Origin of the sequence: Amycolatopsis solani (genome assembly GCF_033441515.1) — a bacterium.
Taxonomy (GTDB): domain Bacteria; phylum Actinomycetota; class Actinomycetes; order Mycobacteriales; family Pseudonocardiaceae; genus Amycolatopsis; species Amycolatopsis solani.
This window is the reverse complement of the sequence record NZ_JAWQJT010000003.1, coordinates 523,641-540,270: the sequence shown is the minus strand read 5'-3', so window position 1 is coordinate 540,270 and position 16,630 is coordinate 523,641. Positions and strand designations below refer to the sequence as shown.

At 71.5% G+C, this 16,630-nt stretch carries 19 protein-coding genes; 12 read left to right on the top strand and 7 right to left on the bottom strand.

The genetic code is table 11. The features are described 5' to 3' along the window. Positions 1-2 precede the first annotated feature (2 nt). The 5 genes from SD460_RS35045 to SD460_RS35025 all read left to right on the top strand — a co-directional run bounded on the left by SD460_RS35045 (position 3) and on the right by SD460_RS35025 (position 4,962). A complete protein-coding gene (locus tag SD460_RS35045) occupies positions 3-785 on the top strand; it encodes an SDR family NAD(P)-dependent oxidoreductase (protein ID WP_290061309.1) in 783 nt (260 codons plus the stop codon). Positions 786-872: 87 nt separating this feature from the next. Further along, the gene (locus SD460_RS35040; RefSeq protein WP_290061307.1) at positions 873-1,742 is read left to right on the top strand and encodes a helix-turn-helix domain-containing protein; all 870 of its coding nucleotides are present in this window, start codon (positions 873-875) and stop codon (positions 1,740-1,742) included. Next, entirely contained in the window at positions 1,739-2,638 is a 900-nt protein-coding gene (locus tag SD460_RS35035) for an aldo/keto reductase (RefSeq protein WP_318307325.1), read from the top strand. The genes SD460_RS35040 and SD460_RS35035 overlap by 4 nt, the downstream gene beginning before the upstream one ends. Positions 2,639-2,725: 87 nt before the next feature. Then, positions 2,726-3,520 (top strand): alpha/beta fold hydrolase, encoded by a 795-nt coding sequence (locus SD460_RS35030; RefSeq protein ID WP_290056621.1) that lies wholly within the window; start codon positions 2,726-2,728, stop codon positions 3,518-3,520. Continuing rightward, positions 3,517-4,962 carry an MFS transporter gene (locus SD460_RS35025; RefSeq protein WP_290056620.1) on the top strand — a complete coding sequence of 482 codons (1,446 nt, stop codon included), beginning with the start codon at positions 3,517-3,519 and terminating at the stop codon, positions 4,960-4,962. The genes SD460_RS35030 and SD460_RS35025 overlap by 4 nt, the downstream gene beginning before the upstream one ends. Positions 4,963-5,085: 123 nt before the next feature. Here the strand turns inward: SD460_RS35025 and SD460_RS35020 are convergent, their stop codons facing one another. The 4 genes from SD460_RS35020 to SD460_RS35005 all read right to left on the bottom strand — a co-directional run bounded on the left by SD460_RS35020 (position 5,086) and on the right by SD460_RS35005 (position 8,462). Next, complete coding sequence (locus tag SD460_RS35020; RefSeq protein WP_290056619.1) at positions 5,086-5,883, bottom strand: alpha/beta fold hydrolase; 798 nt, start codon at positions 5,881-5,883, stop codon at positions 5,086-5,088. Between the two features lie 145 nt (positions 5,884-6,028). Beyond that, positions 6,029-6,832, bottom strand: coding sequence for an IclR family transcriptional regulator (locus SD460_RS35015; RefSeq protein ID WP_290056618.1), 804 nt, complete (start codon positions 6,830-6,832; stop codon positions 6,029-6,031). 65 nt (positions 6,833-6,897) lie between these two features. Continuing rightward, entirely contained in the window at positions 6,898-7,653 is a 756-nt protein-coding gene (locus SD460_RS35010; protein WP_290056617.1) for an MBL fold metallo-hydrolase, read from the bottom strand. A 26-nt stretch (positions 7,654-7,679) separates the two neighbouring features. Next, the gene (locus SD460_RS35005) at positions 7,680-8,462 is read right to left on the bottom strand and encodes an alpha/beta fold hydrolase (protein WP_318307324.1); all 783 of its coding nucleotides are present in this window, start codon (positions 8,460-8,462) and stop codon (positions 7,680-7,682) included. 79 nt (positions 8,463-8,541) lie between these two features. On the opposite strand from SD460_RS35005, the gene SD460_RS35000 reads away from it, so the two are divergent. After that, positions 8,542-8,976, top strand: a complete 435-nt coding sequence (locus SD460_RS35000; protein WP_438860618.1) for a MarR family winged helix-turn-helix transcriptional regulator — start codon at positions 8,542-8,544, stop codon at positions 8,974-8,976. A gap of 138 nt (positions 8,977-9,114) precedes the next feature. On the opposite strand, the gene SD460_RS34995 is transcribed toward SD460_RS35000, so the two are convergent. Together SD460_RS34995 and SD460_RS34990 are read right to left on the bottom strand one after the other, a co-directional pair. After that, entirely contained in the window at positions 9,115-9,735 is a 621-nt protein-coding gene (locus tag SD460_RS34995; protein ID WP_318307323.1) for a chorismate mutase, read from the bottom strand. Continuing rightward, positions 9,732-10,682, bottom strand: coding sequence for an oxidoreductase (locus tag SD460_RS34990; protein ID WP_318307322.1), 951 nt, complete (start codon positions 10,680-10,682; stop codon positions 9,732-9,734). Before SD460_RS34990 ends, SD460_RS34995 begins: the two co-directional genes overlap by 4 nt. 150 nt (positions 10,683-10,832) lie before the next feature. Here SD460_RS34990 and SD460_RS34985 point away from each other — a divergent pair, with 150 nt between their 5' ends. From SD460_RS34985 to SD460_RS34970, 4 genes are all read left to right on the top strand, one after another. Next, positions 10,833-11,261 carry an organic hydroperoxide resistance protein gene (locus tag SD460_RS34985; RefSeq protein ID WP_290062122.1) on the top strand — a complete coding sequence of 143 codons (429 nt, stop codon included), beginning with the start codon at positions 10,833-10,835 and terminating at the stop codon, positions 11,259-11,261. Between the two features lie 83 nt (positions 11,262-11,344). Further along, positions 11,345-11,983, top strand: coding sequence for a TetR/AcrR family transcriptional regulator (locus SD460_RS34980; protein ID WP_290062124.1), 639 nt, complete (start codon positions 11,345-11,347; stop codon positions 11,981-11,983). 87 nt (positions 11,984-12,070) lie between these two features. Further along, positions 12,071-12,886, top strand: a complete 816-nt coding sequence (locus tag SD460_RS34975) for an alpha/beta fold hydrolase (RefSeq protein ID WP_318307321.1) — start codon at positions 12,071-12,073, stop codon at positions 12,884-12,886. Between the two features lie 5 nt (positions 12,887-12,891). Further along, a complete protein-coding gene (locus SD460_RS34970) occupies positions 12,892-13,758 on the top strand; it encodes a VOC family protein (protein WP_318307320.1) in 867 nt (288 codons plus the stop codon). 45 nt (positions 13,759-13,803) lie between these two features. On the opposite strand, the gene SD460_RS34965 is transcribed toward SD460_RS34970, so the two are convergent. Next, positions 13,804-15,165, bottom strand: coding sequence for an FAD-binding oxidoreductase (locus SD460_RS34965; protein ID WP_318307319.1), 1,362 nt, complete (start codon positions 15,163-15,165; stop codon positions 13,804-13,806). A 137-nt stretch (positions 15,166-15,302) separates the two neighbouring features. On the opposite strand from SD460_RS34965, the gene SD460_RS34960 reads away from it, so the two are divergent. Both SD460_RS34960 and SD460_RS34955 read left to right on the top strand, forming a co-directional pair. Continuing rightward, a complete protein-coding gene (locus SD460_RS34960) occupies positions 15,303-15,896 on the top strand; it encodes a TetR/AcrR family transcriptional regulator (protein WP_290062128.1) in 594 nt (197 codons plus the stop codon). A 134-nt stretch (positions 15,897-16,030) separates the two neighbouring features. Further along, positions 16,031-16,597, top strand: coding sequence for a hypothetical protein (locus tag SD460_RS34955; protein WP_290062129.1), 567 nt, complete (start codon positions 16,031-16,033; stop codon positions 16,595-16,597). The last annotated feature ends 33 nt before the right edge of the window (positions 16,598-16,630 follow it).

The following is a 16,630-nucleotide window of genomic DNA, read 5'->3' as shown; positions in this document are numbered from 1 at the left end:
TCATGATCAGTCAACCTCAGGCCGACGGTCCTCTCGCCGGCACAGCGGCCCTGGTGACCGGAGCCAGCAGCGGCATCGGCGAAGGCACCGCGCTGGCGCTGGCCGCGCTCGGCGCACGGGTGACCGTGGTCGCCCGTCGAGCGGACCGTCTCGACGTACTCGTCGAAAAAATCACGAGCACCGGTGGCCACGCTCTCGCCGTGAGCGCCGACATCACGGACGAGGAGCAAGCTCATTCCGCCGTCGCCCGTGCCGTCGAGGCCTACGGCCGCCTCGACACCGTGGTGGCCAACGCGGGCGTCATGATTCTCGGGCCGATCACCGGCGCCGATACGACCGACTGGCGCCGGATGCTCGAGCTCAACACGCTCGGGCTCATGTACACCGCGCACGCGGCCGCCCCGCACCTGCTCGAGGCAGCGGCCGACGGTCCCCGCCGGGTGGCCGATCTCGTCCTGGTCAGCAGCACCGCGGGCCGGGTGGTCCGCGGCGGCGGCGGTGTCTACAACGCGAGCAAGTACGCCGTGACCGCGTTCGGTGAAGCCCTCCGCCGCGAAGTCACCCGACGCCATGTGCGCGTTTCGCTCGTCGAGCCCGGTGCGGTGGAGACCGAGCTGCCCCTCCAGAACCGCCCCGACGTCCGGGAGCGGATGTACGAGCGATACTCCACAATGGAGCGACTGCGTCCCGCGGACGTGGCGGACACCATCACCTTCATCGTCACCAGGCCACGCCACGTCGCCGTGAACGAGGTCCTGGTCCGGCCGACGGAGCAGCAGGATTGAGCGCCGTGACGCCGGAGCGCCGGCTCGGCCAACGTGGGTGCGCTGCACCCACGCCCCCGGGCGCCGGTCCGCATTAGTGTCGACGGTGTGGACAGTGACAACGAGCTTGGTGACTACCTGCGAGCGCGACGGGCGCTGGTCCGGGTGCAGGACGTCGGTCTGCCCGACGACGGCCCGCGGCGGGTGCCGGGGCTCCGGCGCGACGAGGTGGCAATGCTCGCGGGAGTGAGCACGGACTACTACGTGCGGCTGGAGCAGGGCCGGGAACGGCACCCGTCCGATCAGGTGCTGCGATCGATCGCCGGCGCGCTGCAGCTGGACGACGACGCCGCGGCGCACCTGTTCCGGCTCGCGCTGCCGCTGTTCGGGGCGCGGGCGGCCACCTCGCTCACCGTCGCTCCCGAGTTGGTGCGGCTGATGGACGGCATGCCGGAAGTACCCGCCTTCCTGGTCGGTGCGGCACAGGACATCCTGGGCGCGAACGCGCTGGCGCGGGAGCTCTACCGCGGGTTCGCCCGGTACGACAACCTGCTGCGGATGATCTTCCTGGATCCGTACGCGAGGTCGTTCTACGCTGACTGGGACGCCGCGTCGCGGCTCGCGGTGAGCAACCTGCGGGCGTCGTCTTCGCAGTTTCCCGCGGACGAGCGCATCGAGCGGGTCGTCGGGGAACTGAGCTTGCGCAGCCCGGCGTTCGCGAACCTGTGGGCCCGCTACGAGGTGCGTCCGCGGACCAGCGAGCTGAAGCACTTCGTGCACCCGCGGGTGGGGGAGCTGCGGCTGCACTTCGAGACGTTCGCCGTCGCCAGCGCGCCCGGGCAGCACCTGTCCGTCTACAGCGCCGAACCCGGCAGCGCCAGTCACGACGGTTTGGTCCTCCTCCGACGGCTGGCCGAGCAAGCGGCCACGGCCGCCGACGACGCCGAGGCTCTCGAGAAAGGTGACACCCGATCATGAACGTCTCCCTCGCGGACAGCGTGGGCACCTTTGAGATCGCCGGGAAGAAGTTCGCCCGCCTGGGTTTCGGGGCCATGCGGCTGACCGGGCTCGGGGTGTGGGGCGAGCCCGAGGACCGCGCCGAGTGCGTGCGCGTCGTGCGGCGGGCCGTCGAACTCGGCGTGCAGCTCATCGACACCGCGGACTCGTACGGGCCGCACGTCAGTGAGGAGATCATCCGGGAGGCGATCCACCCCTACCCGGACGACGTCCTCATCGCGACCAAGGCGGGCCTGACGCGCAACGGCCCGGACGTCGTCCGGCGGGGCGGCGAGCTGGTGCGCCTCGGACCCCGGGCCTGGCCCCCGGTCGGCCGCCCCGAATACCTTCGCCAGCAAGCGTTGCTGAGCCTGCGCCGCCTCGGCCTCGAGGCCATCGACCTGTTCCAGCTCCACCGCGTCGACCCCGCGGTTCCGCTCGAGGACCAGGTCGGGGAGTTGAAAAACCTCCAGGACGAGGGCAAGGTCGTCGCGATCGGACTGTCGCAGGTCACGGTCTCCCAGATCGAGCAGGCTCGGCGGATCGCCGACATCGCCACCGTCCAGAACCGGTACAACGTCGCGGATCGCAGCTCCGCCGACGTCTTGGACTACTGCACCCGGCATGGCATCGGGTTCATCCCGTGGGCGCCGGTGGCCGCGGGGGAGCTGGCTCGCCGCGGCGGGCCGGTCGACCACATCGCCGCGGCGCATGGCTGCACTCCGTCCACTGTGGCGCTTTCGTGGCTGCTGCACCGATCCGACGTCGTCCTGCCCATCCCCGGCACGTCGAAGGTCGCTCACCTGGAAGAGAACCTGGCCGCGGCCCGGCTCCACCTCACCGAAGCGGAGCTGGCGGAACTCACCGCGGCCGCGTAACCGCCGCTCGTCCGCAGAACTTCGACCCCTGCCGCGGGCACGAGCACGCCCGTGTGCGTTTCCCTGTATTCGAGGAGCCGAGCAATCGTGATACTCCCGTTCGACGAAGCCGGCCGAGGCCGGCCGATCGTCCTGCTGCACGCCCGGCCCGCCGACCGCACGATGTGGCGGGCGCACCTTCCGCTGCTCGCCGAGGCGGGTGTCCGCGCCATCGCCCTGGATCTGCCCGGCCATGGCGACGTCGCCGCTGCCCGGCGTGCCGAGGTGACCCCCTGGGCCGACGTGCTGGACACCCTCGACCACCTCGGTGCCGACCGGTTCACCGTGGCCGGGAACTCGCTCGGTGCTCTGGTGGCGCTCCAAATCGCCGTCACCGCGCCGCTGCGCGTGCAGGGCCTCGTGTCCATCGGTTACCGGCCGCACGACCTGCCGCCCTCCGCCCGCTTGCGGACCGCGTGGGACCGGGAGCGAGCCGCGCTGGAAGCCGGTGACGTCGAAGCCGCCGTGCGCGCCGGCGTGGCGGCCTGGACGTCACCCAAGGCGTCCGACGCCGTACGCGCCCAGGCCGCCGTCATGATGCGCAACCAGCTGATCGCGCGCCTCACCCACGGCGAACCGGAAGTGGCGGCGGACCCGCTGAACCAGAACGCGGATGCCCTGCGCACCTTGACCGGGCCGGCACTGGTCGGCGTCGGTGAACTCGACATGCCCGACTTCTTCGAAGGCGCAGCCGCCCTGAGCGACCAGCTCGGGTCCGGAAAGGTCGCCGTCCTCGCCGATGCCGGACACCTCGCTCCGCTGGAACAACCCGAAGCCTTCTGCGCTCTGCTGCTGGACTTCGTGAACCGGCTTGCCGTAACCGAAAGCGGGACCAAGCAATGACTCCGACATCGAAAACGCCGGCCCGGACGTGGGTCGGCGTGGTCACCCTGCTGGCCGGCACGCTCCTGCCGCCCTTGGATTTCTTCATCGTCAACCTCGCCATTCCCTCCATTCAGGACGATCTCGGCGGCGGCGACATCCTGGGCCAGCAGATCGTGGCGAGCTACGCCGCCACCTACGCGGTGACGCTGACCCTCGGTGGCCGGCTCGGCGACCTGTACGGGCGGCGGCGGACCTTCCTCATCGGCCTCGTCGGGTTCGCCCTCGCCTCGCTGCTGTGCGGCTCGGCCGGCGAACCCTGGCTGCTTCTCGTCGGGCGCGTCCTGCAAGGTCTGACGGCCGCGCTGATGGCGCCGCAGTCGCTGGCCCTCATCCGCGCGAGCCTCGACGGCCGTGACCAGACGGTCGCCCTCGGCTTCCACGGTGCGACCCTCGGCCTCGCCGCTGTCATCGGCCAGTCCTTGGGCGGCCTGCTCGTCACCGCCGACGTCTGGGGGCTGGGCTGGCGGGTGATCTTCCTCCTCAACCTGCCCGTCGCGGCCTTGGCCCTGCTGGGCAGCCTGTTCCTGCGCGACCCGCACACCCGGAGCGCGGAGAAGCTCGATGGGATCGGTGCGCTCCTGCTCTTCACGGGTCTTGCCGGGATCGTCATCCCCCTGGTCGAAGGGCGCGCCCTGGACTGGCCCTGGTGGTCCTTCGTCGTGCTCGTCGCCGCCGCGGGCGTGCTGTACCGGTTCTGGCGCTACGAATCCGCCCTCGGCGGCGACCGCGTCGTGCCCCTGGTGCCGCCCCGGGCGGTCACCGCGCCCGGAGTGCGGCTCGCGCTCGTGTCGGTCGCCCTGTTCTACTCGATCGCCGCGTTCTTCCTCGTCTTCTCCGAACACGAGCAGGCCGTCGGCCGCACTCCGCTGCAGGCGAGCCTGGACATCCTGCCGCTGGGCATCGGATTCCTGATCGGTCCGCTGACCGTGCCGCACCTCATGCGGGTCATGCCACGCCGGATCGCCGCGCTCGGCCTGTTCCTGGAGACCGTCGGGTTCCTCGCGTTCGCCGGACTGGTCGCCTCGGACCACACGGCGTGGACGGCCGCACCGCTGGCGCTCATCGGCTTCGGGCAGGGGCTCGCCCTGCCGTCGCTGATCCGCATCACGGTCACCCACATCCCGCGCGCGTTCGCCGGGCTGGCCAGCGGTCTGGTCAACGCGACCCTGCAGATCAGCGCGGCCCTGTCGGTCGCGATCATCGGCGGCATCTTCTACGCGACCGCCGGCGCGTACGGGTCGGCCCGGGCCATCACCACGGTCTCGATCCTCATCGCCGCGCTCCTGTTCGCCGCCTCCTTGCTGTCGCTGCGCGCCGAACGCGTTCCGTCTTTGGATGCGCCCTCGGAAGCACGGGAGCACCCGGTGCGGGAGGAGCACGCGGGAAGGGTGCCGAGGTAGTCGCTTCTCCCACTCCTTTGTGGACCGCCGGTCGGGCGTCGCGACCCGGGTCGGCCGTTGAGGAAACGCCGAAGAGGTGTGCGCCGCCGCTGAATGCGGTGGCGCACACCTCTCGGGGACGTCCTAGCGGCCGGCGGCCTCTTCGATGACCGCGGTGACCTTGTCCGGGTGCGAGATGTAGACGACGTGGCTGGACCCGGGGACCTCGGTGATCTTCGCGTGCGCGCGCTGGTACATCCAGCGCTCGAGGTCCGGGTGGGAAACCATGTCGGCTCCGGCGACGATGCCGTAGCTCGGCTTGGTCTTCCAGGCGGCCGTCGTCACCTTCTCCTCGAGGATGCTCGCGGAGACGAAGACCTGCGATCGGGCCATGAAATCGGCCTGCCGGGCGGGGAGATCGGCGGCGAAATCGGCGGGGAACTTCTGCGGGTCGAGCATGAGGAAGCCATCACCGGCGGGCTTGATGTCATTGGTCGGTGAGGGGATTTTCTGCAGGAGTTCGCCGAGGGTCTCGCCCGCGTCGGGTACGGACGCCGCGGCGTAGACCAGCGCCGTCACCTTGGGATCGTCGCCGGCCTGGGTGATGACCTCGCCGCCGTAGCTGTGGCCGACGAGCACGACGGGCCCGTCCTGCATGGCGATGACGCGGCGCGTCGCCGCGACGTCGTCGGCCAGGCTCGTTTCGGGTTCCTGGACGATGCTGACGTGGTAGCCCTTCGCCACCAGGCGGTCGTGCACCGCCCGCCAGCCCGAGCCGTCGGCGAACGCGCCGTGCACCAGGACGACGTTGTGGACCTTGGGCTTCGTGTTCTCGACCTGGACCGGCGCCGCGGTGGCACCGGCACTCACCGGCGAGCCCAGGATCGCCGTCGCCACGATGCCGGCCAGCCCCAGGGTGACCGCGGGAAGAATCTTTTTCATTGTCTGGCTGTCTTTCTGCTCAGTGATCGTTCAGCTCGAGAACCATCGTCGGCCGTGGCCACCACCCGAGCCAACGCAAAGTGCAGGATGTGCAAATAACGACGAATGACCTTCGTCATGGCCGATCACGGGAATATCCGAGCCGTCATTCGACGTCGAGCACGTCCTGAATCGTCACGTCGAGCGATTCGAGCCGTACCGACGAGCTCGGTCCGAGGACCGTGGCGAGGTGGGCACCGAGTTCCGCGCAGGCGGCGAGCAGCGGTGTCGCGAGACGGTGCAGGACCGGGTCGGACAGCCGGGAGGCGTGGCCGGCGATGGCGACCGATCCCAAGGCGTGGCCCGAATCGGGGTCGAGCACCGGTGCCGCGATGCCGTTGAGCGCCCGGTGGTTGACCGACCGCGAGAGGGCGTAGCGCCGGCGGCGGATCTCGGCGAGCTGCTCGGGCACATCGGTTCGCGCGGCCTGGCTCGGCTGGGCGAGGAGGACGTCGTCGACCTGGTGGGCGGGGAGGAACGCGAGGATCGCCGTCCCCGCGCACCCCGAGGTCAGCGGCGAGCGCTCGCCGATGTGCGCGATCGGGTGGGCGGCGGTGCCGGGAGGGTCGGCGCTGAGCACCATGACGCGGTGGGCGCCGCTGCGGAGCTGCAGGCTCGCCGTCTCGCTCGTCTCGGCGGCGAGCCGGACGAGCGCCGGGCGTGCCCGGCGCAGAAGGGCCGGGCGTGGCCCGACGAGCGAGGCCAGGGCGACCGCACGAGCGCCCACCCGGTAGCCGCGACGTCCGATGTGGTCGACGTACCCGTGGTCCTGCAGGTCCCGCAGCACGCGGTAGGCCTTGGTCGAGGGCAGGCCCGCGCGCTCGGCGATCGTTTTCAACGCGGCCGGCTGGTGCAGGGCGGCGAGCGTCTCGAGGATCCGGAGCGCGCGGATGTGCCCGTCCTCGGCCACTGGTGCTTCCTTTCCGTGCGAGGGAGTGTGCGGCGGACGTGCTGACGCCGGGGGACGCGGGCCGGCTACGGGACGACCACCCGGACGCCGGGCAGTGCGATGCGCACCTCGACGTCCGGCGCGAGGCGGGCCACGGCGTCGGCGTAGTGACGCGGATCCTGGTCGCCCTTGGTGATCAGGCGGTCGCCGAGGTAGCCGCTGTGGAACGCGTAGTGGTGGGGGATCGCGAGCGTCGGCCGCAGCACGGCGGTCAGCTCGGCCGCTTGTTCGGCGTTCATCACCACCTGGGCCAGGTTCGCCGGCCGGATGCAGAGGCCGTTGGTGGGCAGGATCGTCAGGTCGACCGGCCCGAGGCGATCGGGGATCTGGTCGAGTTCGGGCACCCGCAGCGAGTCGCCGCCGAAGAACAGGGTCCGGCCGCCTGCCTGGAGCACGAACGTCACCTCGTGGACGCCGTGCTGGCCCGGGGTGGCGGTGACCGTGAGGTCGCCGACCCGGGCGGACTCCCACGCCTCGACGGTGTGCAGGGTGGTGAACCCCTTGGCCTTCGCGATGGCGGTCACGGTGCCCGGCCCGACGAGCGGGGTGGCCGGGTCCAGTCCGCCGGCGAGGAGGGCGTCGAGGTCGCAGTGGTCGTAGTGCTCGTGGCTGATCACGACCGCGTCGAGCCGGCCCAGTGCGGACACGGGCACCGCGACCCGTTCGCCTTGGTGGTACGTGGCTTTCTCGGTGAACCACGGGTCGGTGAGGATCCGCAGGTCGCCGAGTTCGATCAGCTGGCACGCGTGGGCGATCCGGGTGACCGCGAGGGAGGTGCTCATGTCGTGGTGTTCCTTTCCGGGAATGATCAGAGGTCGGTGATGGCGCCGAGCAGTTCTTCGGGGGTCTCGACCTGCGGCAGGTGGCCGGACCGGGGCAGCACGGTGAACTTCGCCATCGGGATGGCCGCGGCGTAGGCCTTGCCGTACTCGGCGCTGACGATCCCGTCGCTCTCGCCCCAGATGACGTGGACGGGCAGGTCGAGCGCGCGGAGCCGGTCCAGCAGCGTCGGGTCGGACATGGTCGGCCCGGTGTAGGAGAGCAGCGCCTGGACGTCCGGGCCCGGCCCGGTGCCGCCGGCCGCGGGCGGCGTCGGTGCCTTGCTCGGGTCGTGGAAGGACAGTTTGCTCAGGTCGGCGGGCGTGAGGCCGGCGACGCTGGTCACGGGGTGCCCTTCGACCTCGATCCCGATGCCGTCGACGATCACCGCGCCGCCGACCCGGGGGCTGCCCAGGAGCGCGATCTCGGCGGCCAGCCAGCCGCCGAACGAGTTGCCGATCACCGTGACGTCGCTGAGGCCGAGCTCGTCGAGCAGGCCGACGTAGGCGGCCGCGAGGGCGCGGGTCGAATCCACGCCCGGTACCCGCGGGGTGCCCGCGAAGCCGGGGTGGGTCGGGGTCAGCACCCGGGAGTGCGTGCGATGGGCGAGCAGGTCGGCGAAGCCGGTCACCGTCGCCGGGCCACCTCCGCCGTGCAGGAGGAGGAAGGGCCGGGTGTGGTCGCGGTCTTCGACGGTGACCACGCCGCCGGCGGCCGGCACGTCGAGGGTGCGGGTGGGCCGGAGGCTCCCGGCGGGGACTGTGGTGCTCATGCGATCTCTCCTTGGTGGGGTAGGCTATGTAAACAACCTTATATAAACATACTTAGTTTGGCAAGTGGGAGGGTCGCGGATGGTGGGTTACGCTGCGTTGGTGTCACCGTCGCTTCAGGAGATCGGGCTCGCTGTGAAGCGGCTTCAGTGGAGTCACCACCGCGAAGCCAACCGCCGGCTGGCCGAACACGGGCTTTCCCTGGTGCAGTGGGACGTTCTCCGTCACCTGCACCAGCAGCCGGACGCCACGCTGCACACCCTGGCGGATCTGACCTTCCAGACCGACCAGTCGATGGGCGCCCTCGCCAAGCGCATGATCGAGCGGGGCTTGCTGAAGCGGGTCGAGGGCCCCGGCCGGGCCACCCGCCACCGCCTGACCGGCGAAGGCGAGCGCGCCTTCGAGGCTGGATCGTCCGTCCTGGAATCCGTCCTGGCCGAGACCGTCGGCACGCTGACCGAGGCCGAGCAGGCGGTCCTGCACGAACTCCTGATCAAAGCCGCCGGGCCGCGGTGACCGTGCCGGCCGGTGGTGCCGCGGGCCCGGCCGGTCGAAAGCGAGCTGCCGGACCTCGGCGCCTCGATTCGCGGAACTGGCCGCCGGCCTGAGCGGGGTACGCCTCAGGCCGGCGGCTTCGAGTTCAGGGCAGGTCGGTCACGCCGCGCACACGGAACGCACGGCGGTGCCGAGCGCCTGGCGGTGCAGCGCGTCCAGCCGGTCCAGGACCACCGCCGAACCGGTCGCCAAGGCCAGCTGCACGGTGCACCGGATCCGCTCGGCGCGGATGTCCACAGTGGACGCCAGCCCCGCGAGCAGGTCCGTGGTGAGCCGGTCGAGCCGCGTGCGGATCTGGGCCAGGTCCGGGCGGGTGGTGGGGGCCTCGTCCGGGTGCGCCGTCCAGCGGGCGAACAGCCCGCGCTGCACCACCTTGCTGGCGGTGATCTGGTCGCGGAAGAACGCCGCCGCCGCGTCCGGGTCCAGGCCGATGGCCGCGGCCTGGGCGCGCACCTGGTTCAGCACCTGCTCCTCGCGGGCGGGGTCGTCGATCGGTGAGTCGGTGCCGAACTTGGCCGCCGCCACGTCGTCGCCGACGCGCAGGCGTTCGACGACGAGGTCGGTCAGCGGGCCGAGCCTGCCGAGCGAGCCGTTCGCCGTGAGTTCGGCCCCGGCGGGAACTTCGGCGGCCGTGGCCGCGGGGACGGTCAGCGTCATCGTGCCGGCGACCGTGAGTGCCGTGGCGGCGATGCCGCGGGCCACCTTCGTGCTCGTCCTCAACTGCTTGCCTCGCTTTCGTGGATGGGGAGGTAGGTGACGTCGGTGAGGTGCTCGGACGCCTCCCACAACCGCCGCCGCAGGCGGTCGTCGTGGGACAGCGTGCTGGAGGTGACCAGCTCGGGGTAGCCGGTGCGCCCGCGCGGGCCGAAGTAGTCGCCGCCCCGGGCGTTCGGGTCGGTGGCGGCGCGCAGCGGCCCGAGTGCGCCCTTCGCCGCGCTCTGGGACAGGGCGAGCGCGAGCGGGTTGACCTTGGGGTTGAGCGCGGCCCTGATCAGCGAGTTCATTTCGCGCCCACCCTCGGTCCGGGCGAGGCCCGGGTGCCCGGCCACCGCGATCGCCGGGCTCCCGGCGGCCCGCAGGCGGCGGTCGAGTTCGTGGGCGAACAGCAGGTTCGCCAGCTTGGCCCGGTTGTAGGCCGCCATGAACCGGTAGGCGGGACCGGGCTCGGGGTCGAGGTCGGCCGGGTCGATGGTGCCCTGGCGGTGCCCATTGCTGCCCATCGTCACCACGCGCGACCCGGCGGTGCGGGTGAGCAGGTCCAGCACCAGGCCGGTGAACGCGAAGGGGCCGAGGTGGTTCACGGCCATGGTCGACTCGAAGCCGTCTTCGGTGACCGCGTACCGCACGCGGAAGCCGCCGACGTTGTTCACGAGCAGATCGAGGTGGTCGTACTCGTCGTGCAGCCGGCGCGCGGCGGCGCGGACCGACGCGAGCGAGGCGAAGTCCACCAGCAGGGTGCGGACGACGGCGCCGGGAGAGCCGGCCCAGATCCGGTCGGCCGCCGCGGCCGCCCGGCCGGCGTCGCGGCAGGCCAGGACGACGTCGGCGCCCCGGCGGGCGAGCGCGTCCGCGATCGCGAAGCCCAGCCCGGTGCTGGCGCCGGTGACGAGGGCGGTCCGGCCGTGCTGGACGGGGATGTCCTCGAAGGACCAGCGGTGCCGTGTCACGGGTGCCCCTTCCGACTGTATGTAACGATCACTATAGCACAGTAAGATAGAACGTTCGGTCTTGACTTGGCGCGACCCGGCGGTCCATAGTGAACAGGATAGAACGTTCGGTATCGCGGACTGGTCCGCGATCGTGAAGGGATTCCCGCCATGACCAAGCCTCTGTACCTCGGCATCGCCACCTCGACCGGCGACGGGCGCGCGGGGGGCCAGGCGCGGACCGACGACGGCCTGCTCGACCTCTCCCTGGCCATCCCCAAGGAGATGGGCGGCCCCGGCGGTGCGACCAACCCGGAGCAGCTGTTCGCGGCCGGCTGGGCGTCGTGCTTCCACTCGGCGCTGAAGGCCGTCGCGGCGCAGCGGAAGGTGAGGGTCACCGACTCCGCCGTCGTCGCGGAGGTGCAGGTGCACTCGACGGACGAAGGCGGCTTCACCCTCAGCGCGGCGCTGCACGCCGAACTGTCCGGTGTGGACCAGGCGACCGCCGACCAGCTCGTCGAAGGCGCCCACGCGATCTGCCCGTACTCGAACGCGACGCGCGGCAACATCCCGGTGACCGTCGACGCGACCGTCGCCTGAGCCGGGGCGGCCGGGCCGGCGAAGACTCCCCGGCCCGGCGCGCCCGGTGGGGAGCGGCCCCGGTGCGGACCTATCATGGCCGCATGGCGAGGGATTCCAGCTCCGTACCGACGGCCGCCGGCTTGAGCAGCCAGGAGGTCATCCTCGACGCGGCTCGCGCCCTCGTCGGGGAAAAAGGCTACGACGGCATGGCGATTTCGGACCTGAGTGCCCAATCCGGGCTGCCGCCGAGCTCGATCTACTACCACTTCGGCAACAAGCTCGGCGTCCTGGCGGCGCTGCTGGAGCGGACTTTCGACGAGCTGCACGCGTTGTTCCCGAACCCGTCGTCCTTCGACGAACGGGCGCCGCTCGACCGCCTCGAAGCGTGGTTCTCCGCGGCCTGTGATTCCCTCGACCGCCGCCCGGACTACCTGCAGCTGCTCGTCGCCATCAGCGTCGGCCCGCAGAAGGACGCCGAGGCGGTGCGGGCGACCGTGCGCCGCATCCGCGACTACGCGCACGCTTCCTGGGTCGCCGCGCTCACCCCGATCTTCGCCCCGAACGGTGGCAAGAACAACGAAGCCCTCGTCCAGGAGCTCGCCGTCCTCGGGCGGGCTTTGACGGACGGGCTTTCGGTGACCAACAGCTTCGACGGCATGAGCTACCGCTCGCAGGTCGCCCCGTTCGTCGCCCTGATCCGGGGCCTGGCGGAGCAGCGGGCGCCGAAGCGCAAGCGCTGACCGCGGGCCGATCGACGTCCGGACGGCCTTGATAACACCGCTGCCCGTTGTATAGTGAGCGCTACATACAACGAATAGGGTGGCACAGTGACGAGCACTCTGGATGTCGGTGACGCGCGCCTGGCCTACACCGAGGCCGGTTCGGGCAGCCCGGTCGTGTGGCTGCACGGATCGGGGCCGGGCGCCACCGGGATGAGCAACTTCGGCGGCAACCTGCCCGCCTTCGCCGACCACCGCAACATCGTGGTCGACCTGCCGGGCTGGGGTGCGTCCCCGCGGCCCGAGGCGGACGAGCCGCTGATCTTCCACGCCGCCGAGCGCGTGTGCCGCGCGATGACGGCGCTCGGGATCGAGCGGGCCCACCTGGTCGGCAACTCCTACGGCGGCGCCGTGGCCATGCGGATCGCCATGCGGTACCCGGATCGCGTGGACCGGCTCGTGCTCATGGCGCCGGGCGGGGTCCTGCCGGCCGACGCGCCGCCCTGGCCCGCCGGCCTCGAACACCTTTTCGGTTACATGGCCGCGGAAAAGCCGTCGCGCGAAGCGATGGCCGAGTTCGTGCGCCTGATGGTCTACGACGAGTCGCTGGCGACCGAGGCCCTCATCGACGAGCGCTACGAGTCGAGCCTGCGCGCGCACCCCGAGCTGCCGATCCCGCCGAACTTCGGCGACCTGACCCCCGACCTGGGCCGCATCGCCGCCCCCACGCTGCTCGTGTGGGGCCGGGAGGACCAGACCGTGCCGCTGGCCTGGGCGGCCAAGATCCTCGACGGCATCCCGAACGCCGAACTGCGGGTGCTGCCGCACTGCCGGCACTGGGTCCAGTACGAGCGCGCGCCCGAGTTCAACCACATCGTCCGCGAGTTCCTGCAGGGCGGCGCGGCCGCCGCGGCGGAGGGATGACACCCGTGGGAATCAGGAAGCTGGGGTACGTCGGTCTCGACGTCACCGACGTCGACGCGTGGACCGACCTGCTCGTGCGCACGCTGGGCGTCGGCGTCACCCACGCCAAGTCCGGCACGGACGAGATCGTCCTCGCCGAGCTCGACGAGTTCAAGTACCGCCTCGCCCTTCATCCGTCCACTGAGGACCGTCCGCGCGAGCTGGGCTGGATCGTCGACTCATCCCGCGAGCTCGACCGGCTGACCCGGCGGCTCACCGACGCCGGGTTCGCCGTCGCGGAGGGCACAGCCGAGGAGAGGGAACTGCGCGGTGCCACGCAGCTGCGCTGGTTCACCGACCCGGTCGGCTACCGCGTGGAGCTGGCGGTCGGCGAAGCCAAGGTGCGCCTCGGCGCCGAGCGGCCGGCGGGCGGGTCCGGTATCACGGGCTTGGGGCACTTCGTGCTCGCCAGCCCCAAGCTCGAGGAACTGCGCGAACTCTACGAGTCGGTGCTCGAATTCAAGCTGACCGACTACCGCGCGCCCGGCCTGTTCTTCTTCCGCTGCAACCGGACCCACCACAGCATCGCGCTCGCGAACGCCGAAACCGCGTCGATCCACCACCTGGAGCTCGAACACGGCTCGATCGACGACGTCGGGCGGGCCTACGACCGGGCCCAGGCCAACGCCGTGCCGATCTCGATCAGCCTCGGCCGGCACATGAACGACAAGGCGATCTCCTTCTACGTCCGCAACCCCAGCGGCTTCCACCTGGAGATCGGCTGCGGCGGCATCGACGTCGGCGACGACTGGGTGCCGCACGACTTCGGGCGCTCGGACGAGTGGGGGCACCACCACGCGGACGCCAACCCGTTCGCCGCGCCGAAGTCGTGAGCCGGTCCTGGTCAGGAGGCTGGAGCGCCTCCTGACCAGGTGCGGTCAGCTCATCGGCAACGGCGTCGCGGAGAAGACGCCGTCGGGGTCGACAGTGGCCTTGACGCGCCGCAGCCGCGGCAGGTTGTCGCCGTAAGCGTGAGGGATCTGGTCGGTCGCGTCCGGGCCGAGCAGGTTGGCGTACCCGCCGGGGAAAGCGTGCCCGGCCAGTGCGGCAGACGCCTCGTCCGCCCAGCCGCCGGTGTCCTGCCCGATGCCGAGGATCTCGGCCATCAGGTGCGGCCGGCGGAGGCCGAACGCGGTGTCGGCGGCGGCGACCCGCGCCGCGGCGCCGTGGAAGTGGTGCAGGCTGATCCCGGACTGCGGCGTCGGGAGCCGGCCGCCGAACCGCTCGACGACGTCGGTGACGCCCTCGTCGAGCCCGGGCACCGAGCGGGTCCGGATGGTGACGTGCCTGCCGTCGGGGAACATCGCGTCGCGCCCGGCGATCGCGGTCGCGAGGGGAACGGTGTCCAGCTGGGCGAGCAGGGGGTCGCCGAGGCGGGTCAGCGCCGTCACCGGCCCCGACGGGTCTTCGCCGGTGACGACGTCGCCGGCCCAGGTCGGCAGCACGAGCAGCGCGGGCGAACCGTCCGGTGCGGCGATCACGCCGGTCTGGATCGTCAGGTCGTCGGGCGCCTCGTGCTGCGCCTCGCACACCCGCGCCAGCACCGGCCCGGCCTGGTGCCAGGGGTAGAGCACGAGTCCGGTCACCACCGCCGGCACGGCGTGCAGGCGGACGGTCATCGATGTGACGACGCCGAAGTTGCCCCCGCCGCCGCGCAGGGCCCACAGCAGGTCCGGGTCGTGCCGGGCGTCCGTGTGCACGACCGAGCCGTCGGCCGTGACGACTTCGGCGGCCAGCAGGTTGTCGGCGGCGAGGCCGATCCGCCCGGCCAGCGGTCCGTAGCCGCCGCCCAGGGTGAGCCCGGCGACCCCGACCGTGCCGATGGTGCCGGTCGCGCCCACGAGGCCGTGCTCGCCGGCCGCGGCCAGCAGGTGGTTGGCGGACGCGCCGCCGCCGACCTCGGCGGACCGGGTGGCGGGGTCGACCCGGACGCTGTTCAAGGGCCGCACGTCCAGGGTCAGGCCCCCGTCGGTCAGTGCGCGCCCGGCCCAGTCGTGGCCGCGGGAGCGGACGGAGAGCGGCAGGCCGAACTCGCGGGCGGTCCGCACCCCGAGCACGACGTCGGCGGTGGTGGTGCAGGTCAGCACGAGGGCGGGCCGGTGTTCCACGGCGCCGTTCCACAAGGCGATGCTGTCGGCGTATCCCGGGCCGGCCGAGTGCACTTGGCCGTCCGGCACGGCGGTGCGCAGTGCGCGGTGGGCGTCGGCGAGGGAACGGGCGTGGTCGCGGGTGTGGGGCATGGGTGTCCTTCGTCGAGGCAGGGGAGTACCGAACGTTCTCCTCTTTGAATGTAGCGTTCACTCTAACGCGCGTTCGATCGAGTGTCAGGGTGACTTGGTGTAGTGATACCGATCGTTCTATCTGCTAAACTTGCACCATGGTGCTCAACGCTCGAGGTCAGGTGTCGGAAGCGCGGTCGAGGCTGCTCGCGACGGCCACGCGGATCTTCTACGCCGAGGGTCTGCACTCCGTGGGGATCGACCGGATCGTCGCGGAGGCCAAGGTCACCCGCGCCACGCTGTACCGGCACTTCCCCAGCAAGGACGACCTCGTCGTCGCCTACCTCGAGGGTGTCCACGAGATGGAGCGCGAAGGGATCGACAAGGTCGTCGCCGGTGGTCTGCCGGCGGCCGACGGCCTGCGGGCGATCGCCAAGTCGATCGCCGACGGCATCGGGTCGGCCCACTTCCGGGGCTGCGCCTTCCTCAACGCGGTGGCGGAGTACCCGGACCCCGCCCATCCCGTGCATCAGGCCGTCCTCTCGCATCGCGAGTGGTTCCTCCGCACGGTCACCGAGCTGCTCGCGCAGGTGGGTGACACTCCGGCGGAACCCGCGGGGCGGCACTTCGTGATGCTGCGCGACGGCGCGATGGCGGCGGGCTGCCTGTCGGAGCCCGCCGAAGTCTGCGACACGTTCCGCCAGGGCGTCGACGGGATCCTGGAACACCGCCTCGCCGCCGCGGGGAAGTGACCTCGCTCTGAGGTAGAACGTTCGGTCTTGACGAGAGCCGCACTCTTGGCTACGGTGGGTTGTGTACTGATCGCTCCATACAAGGAGTGACCCGGGTTCCGCGTCGGCGGCCCCGTCCACCGAAGGAGACCTCCGTGAGTACCGCCCCCAGTGCCCTCGCACCGTCGCTGCGGCGGCTGTACTTCACCCGTTTCGCCTTCGCCCTCGTCTGGGCCGCGCTGCTGATCGCCACCGCGTCGGACCTCGGCCCGGCGGCGGTCACGCTGCTGGTGCTCTACCCGCTGTTCGACGTCGCCGCGGCGATCGTCGACGCGCGGGCGGCCAAGGCGACCGGCTCGGTGCTGGCGCTGTACGTCAACGTGGCGGTCAGCTTGCTGGCCGCGGCCGGGGTGGCCGTCGCGGCGGCGTCCGGCATCCCCGGCGTCCTCCGCGTGTGGGGGAGCTGGGCCGTCGTCTCGGGCCTGGTGCAGCTCGCGGTCGGGATCAGCCGCCGCGGGCTCGGCGGCCAGTGGCCGATGATCCTCAGCGGCGCCCTTTCGGTCGTCGCCGGGACGTCGTTCATCCTGCAGGCCGGGCGCGACGGGGCTTCGCTCGTCACCATCGGCGGCTACGCCGTGCTCGGTGGCATCTTCTTCCTCGTTTCGGCCCTTCGGCTCGGCACTGCCGCGAGGAAGGCCGGCCTCAGCGCCGGAACCGTCTGACGCGACGGCCGGACCGCGGGCCGCGCCGAAGAG

What these genes read in the sequence shown, in the direction of transcription:
- SD460_RS35045 (WP_290061309.1), top strand. Translation starts at nt 3, where the DNA reads ATGATCAGTCAACCTCAGGCCGACGGTCCTCTCGCCGGCACAGCGGCC.
- SD460_RS35035 (WP_318307325.1), top strand. Translation starts at nt 1,739, where the DNA reads ATGAACGTCTCCCTCGCGGACAGCGTGGGCACCTTTGAGATCGCCGGG.
- SD460_RS35025 (WP_290056620.1), top strand. Translation starts at nt 3,517, where the DNA reads ATGACTCCGACATCGAAAACGCCGGCCCGGACGTGGGTCGGCGTGGTC.
- SD460_RS35020 (WP_290056619.1), bottom strand. Translation starts at nt 5,883, where the DNA reads ATGAAAAAGATTCTTCCCGCGGTCACCCTGGGGCTGGCCGGCATCGTG.
- SD460_RS35010 (WP_290056617.1), bottom strand. Translation starts at nt 7,653, where the DNA reads ATGAGCACCTCCCTCGCGGTCACCCGGATCGCCCACGCGTGCCAGCTG.
- SD460_RS35005 (WP_318307324.1), bottom strand. Translation starts at nt 8,462, where the DNA reads ATGAGCACCACAGTCCCCGCCGGGAGCCTCCGGCCCACCCGCACCCTC.
- SD460_RS35000 (WP_438860618.1), top strand. Translation starts at nt 8,542, where the DNA reads ATGGTGGGTTACGCTGCGTTGGTGTCACCGTCGCTTCAGGAGATCGGG.
- SD460_RS34985 (WP_290062122.1), top strand. Translation starts at nt 10,833, where the DNA reads ATGACCAAGCCTCTGTACCTCGGCATCGCCACCTCGACCGGCGACGGG.
- SD460_RS34980 (WP_290062124.1), top strand. Translation starts at nt 11,345, where the DNA reads ATGGCGAGGGATTCCAGCTCCGTACCGACGGCCGCCGGCTTGAGCAGC.
- SD460_RS34965 (WP_318307319.1), bottom strand. Translation starts at nt 15,165, where the DNA reads ATGCCCCACACCCGCGACCACGCCCGTTCCCTCGCCGACGCCCACCGC.
- SD460_RS34960 (WP_290062128.1), top strand. Translation starts at nt 15,303, where the DNA reads ATGGTGCTCAACGCTCGAGGTCAGGTGTCGGAAGCGCGGTCGAGGCTG.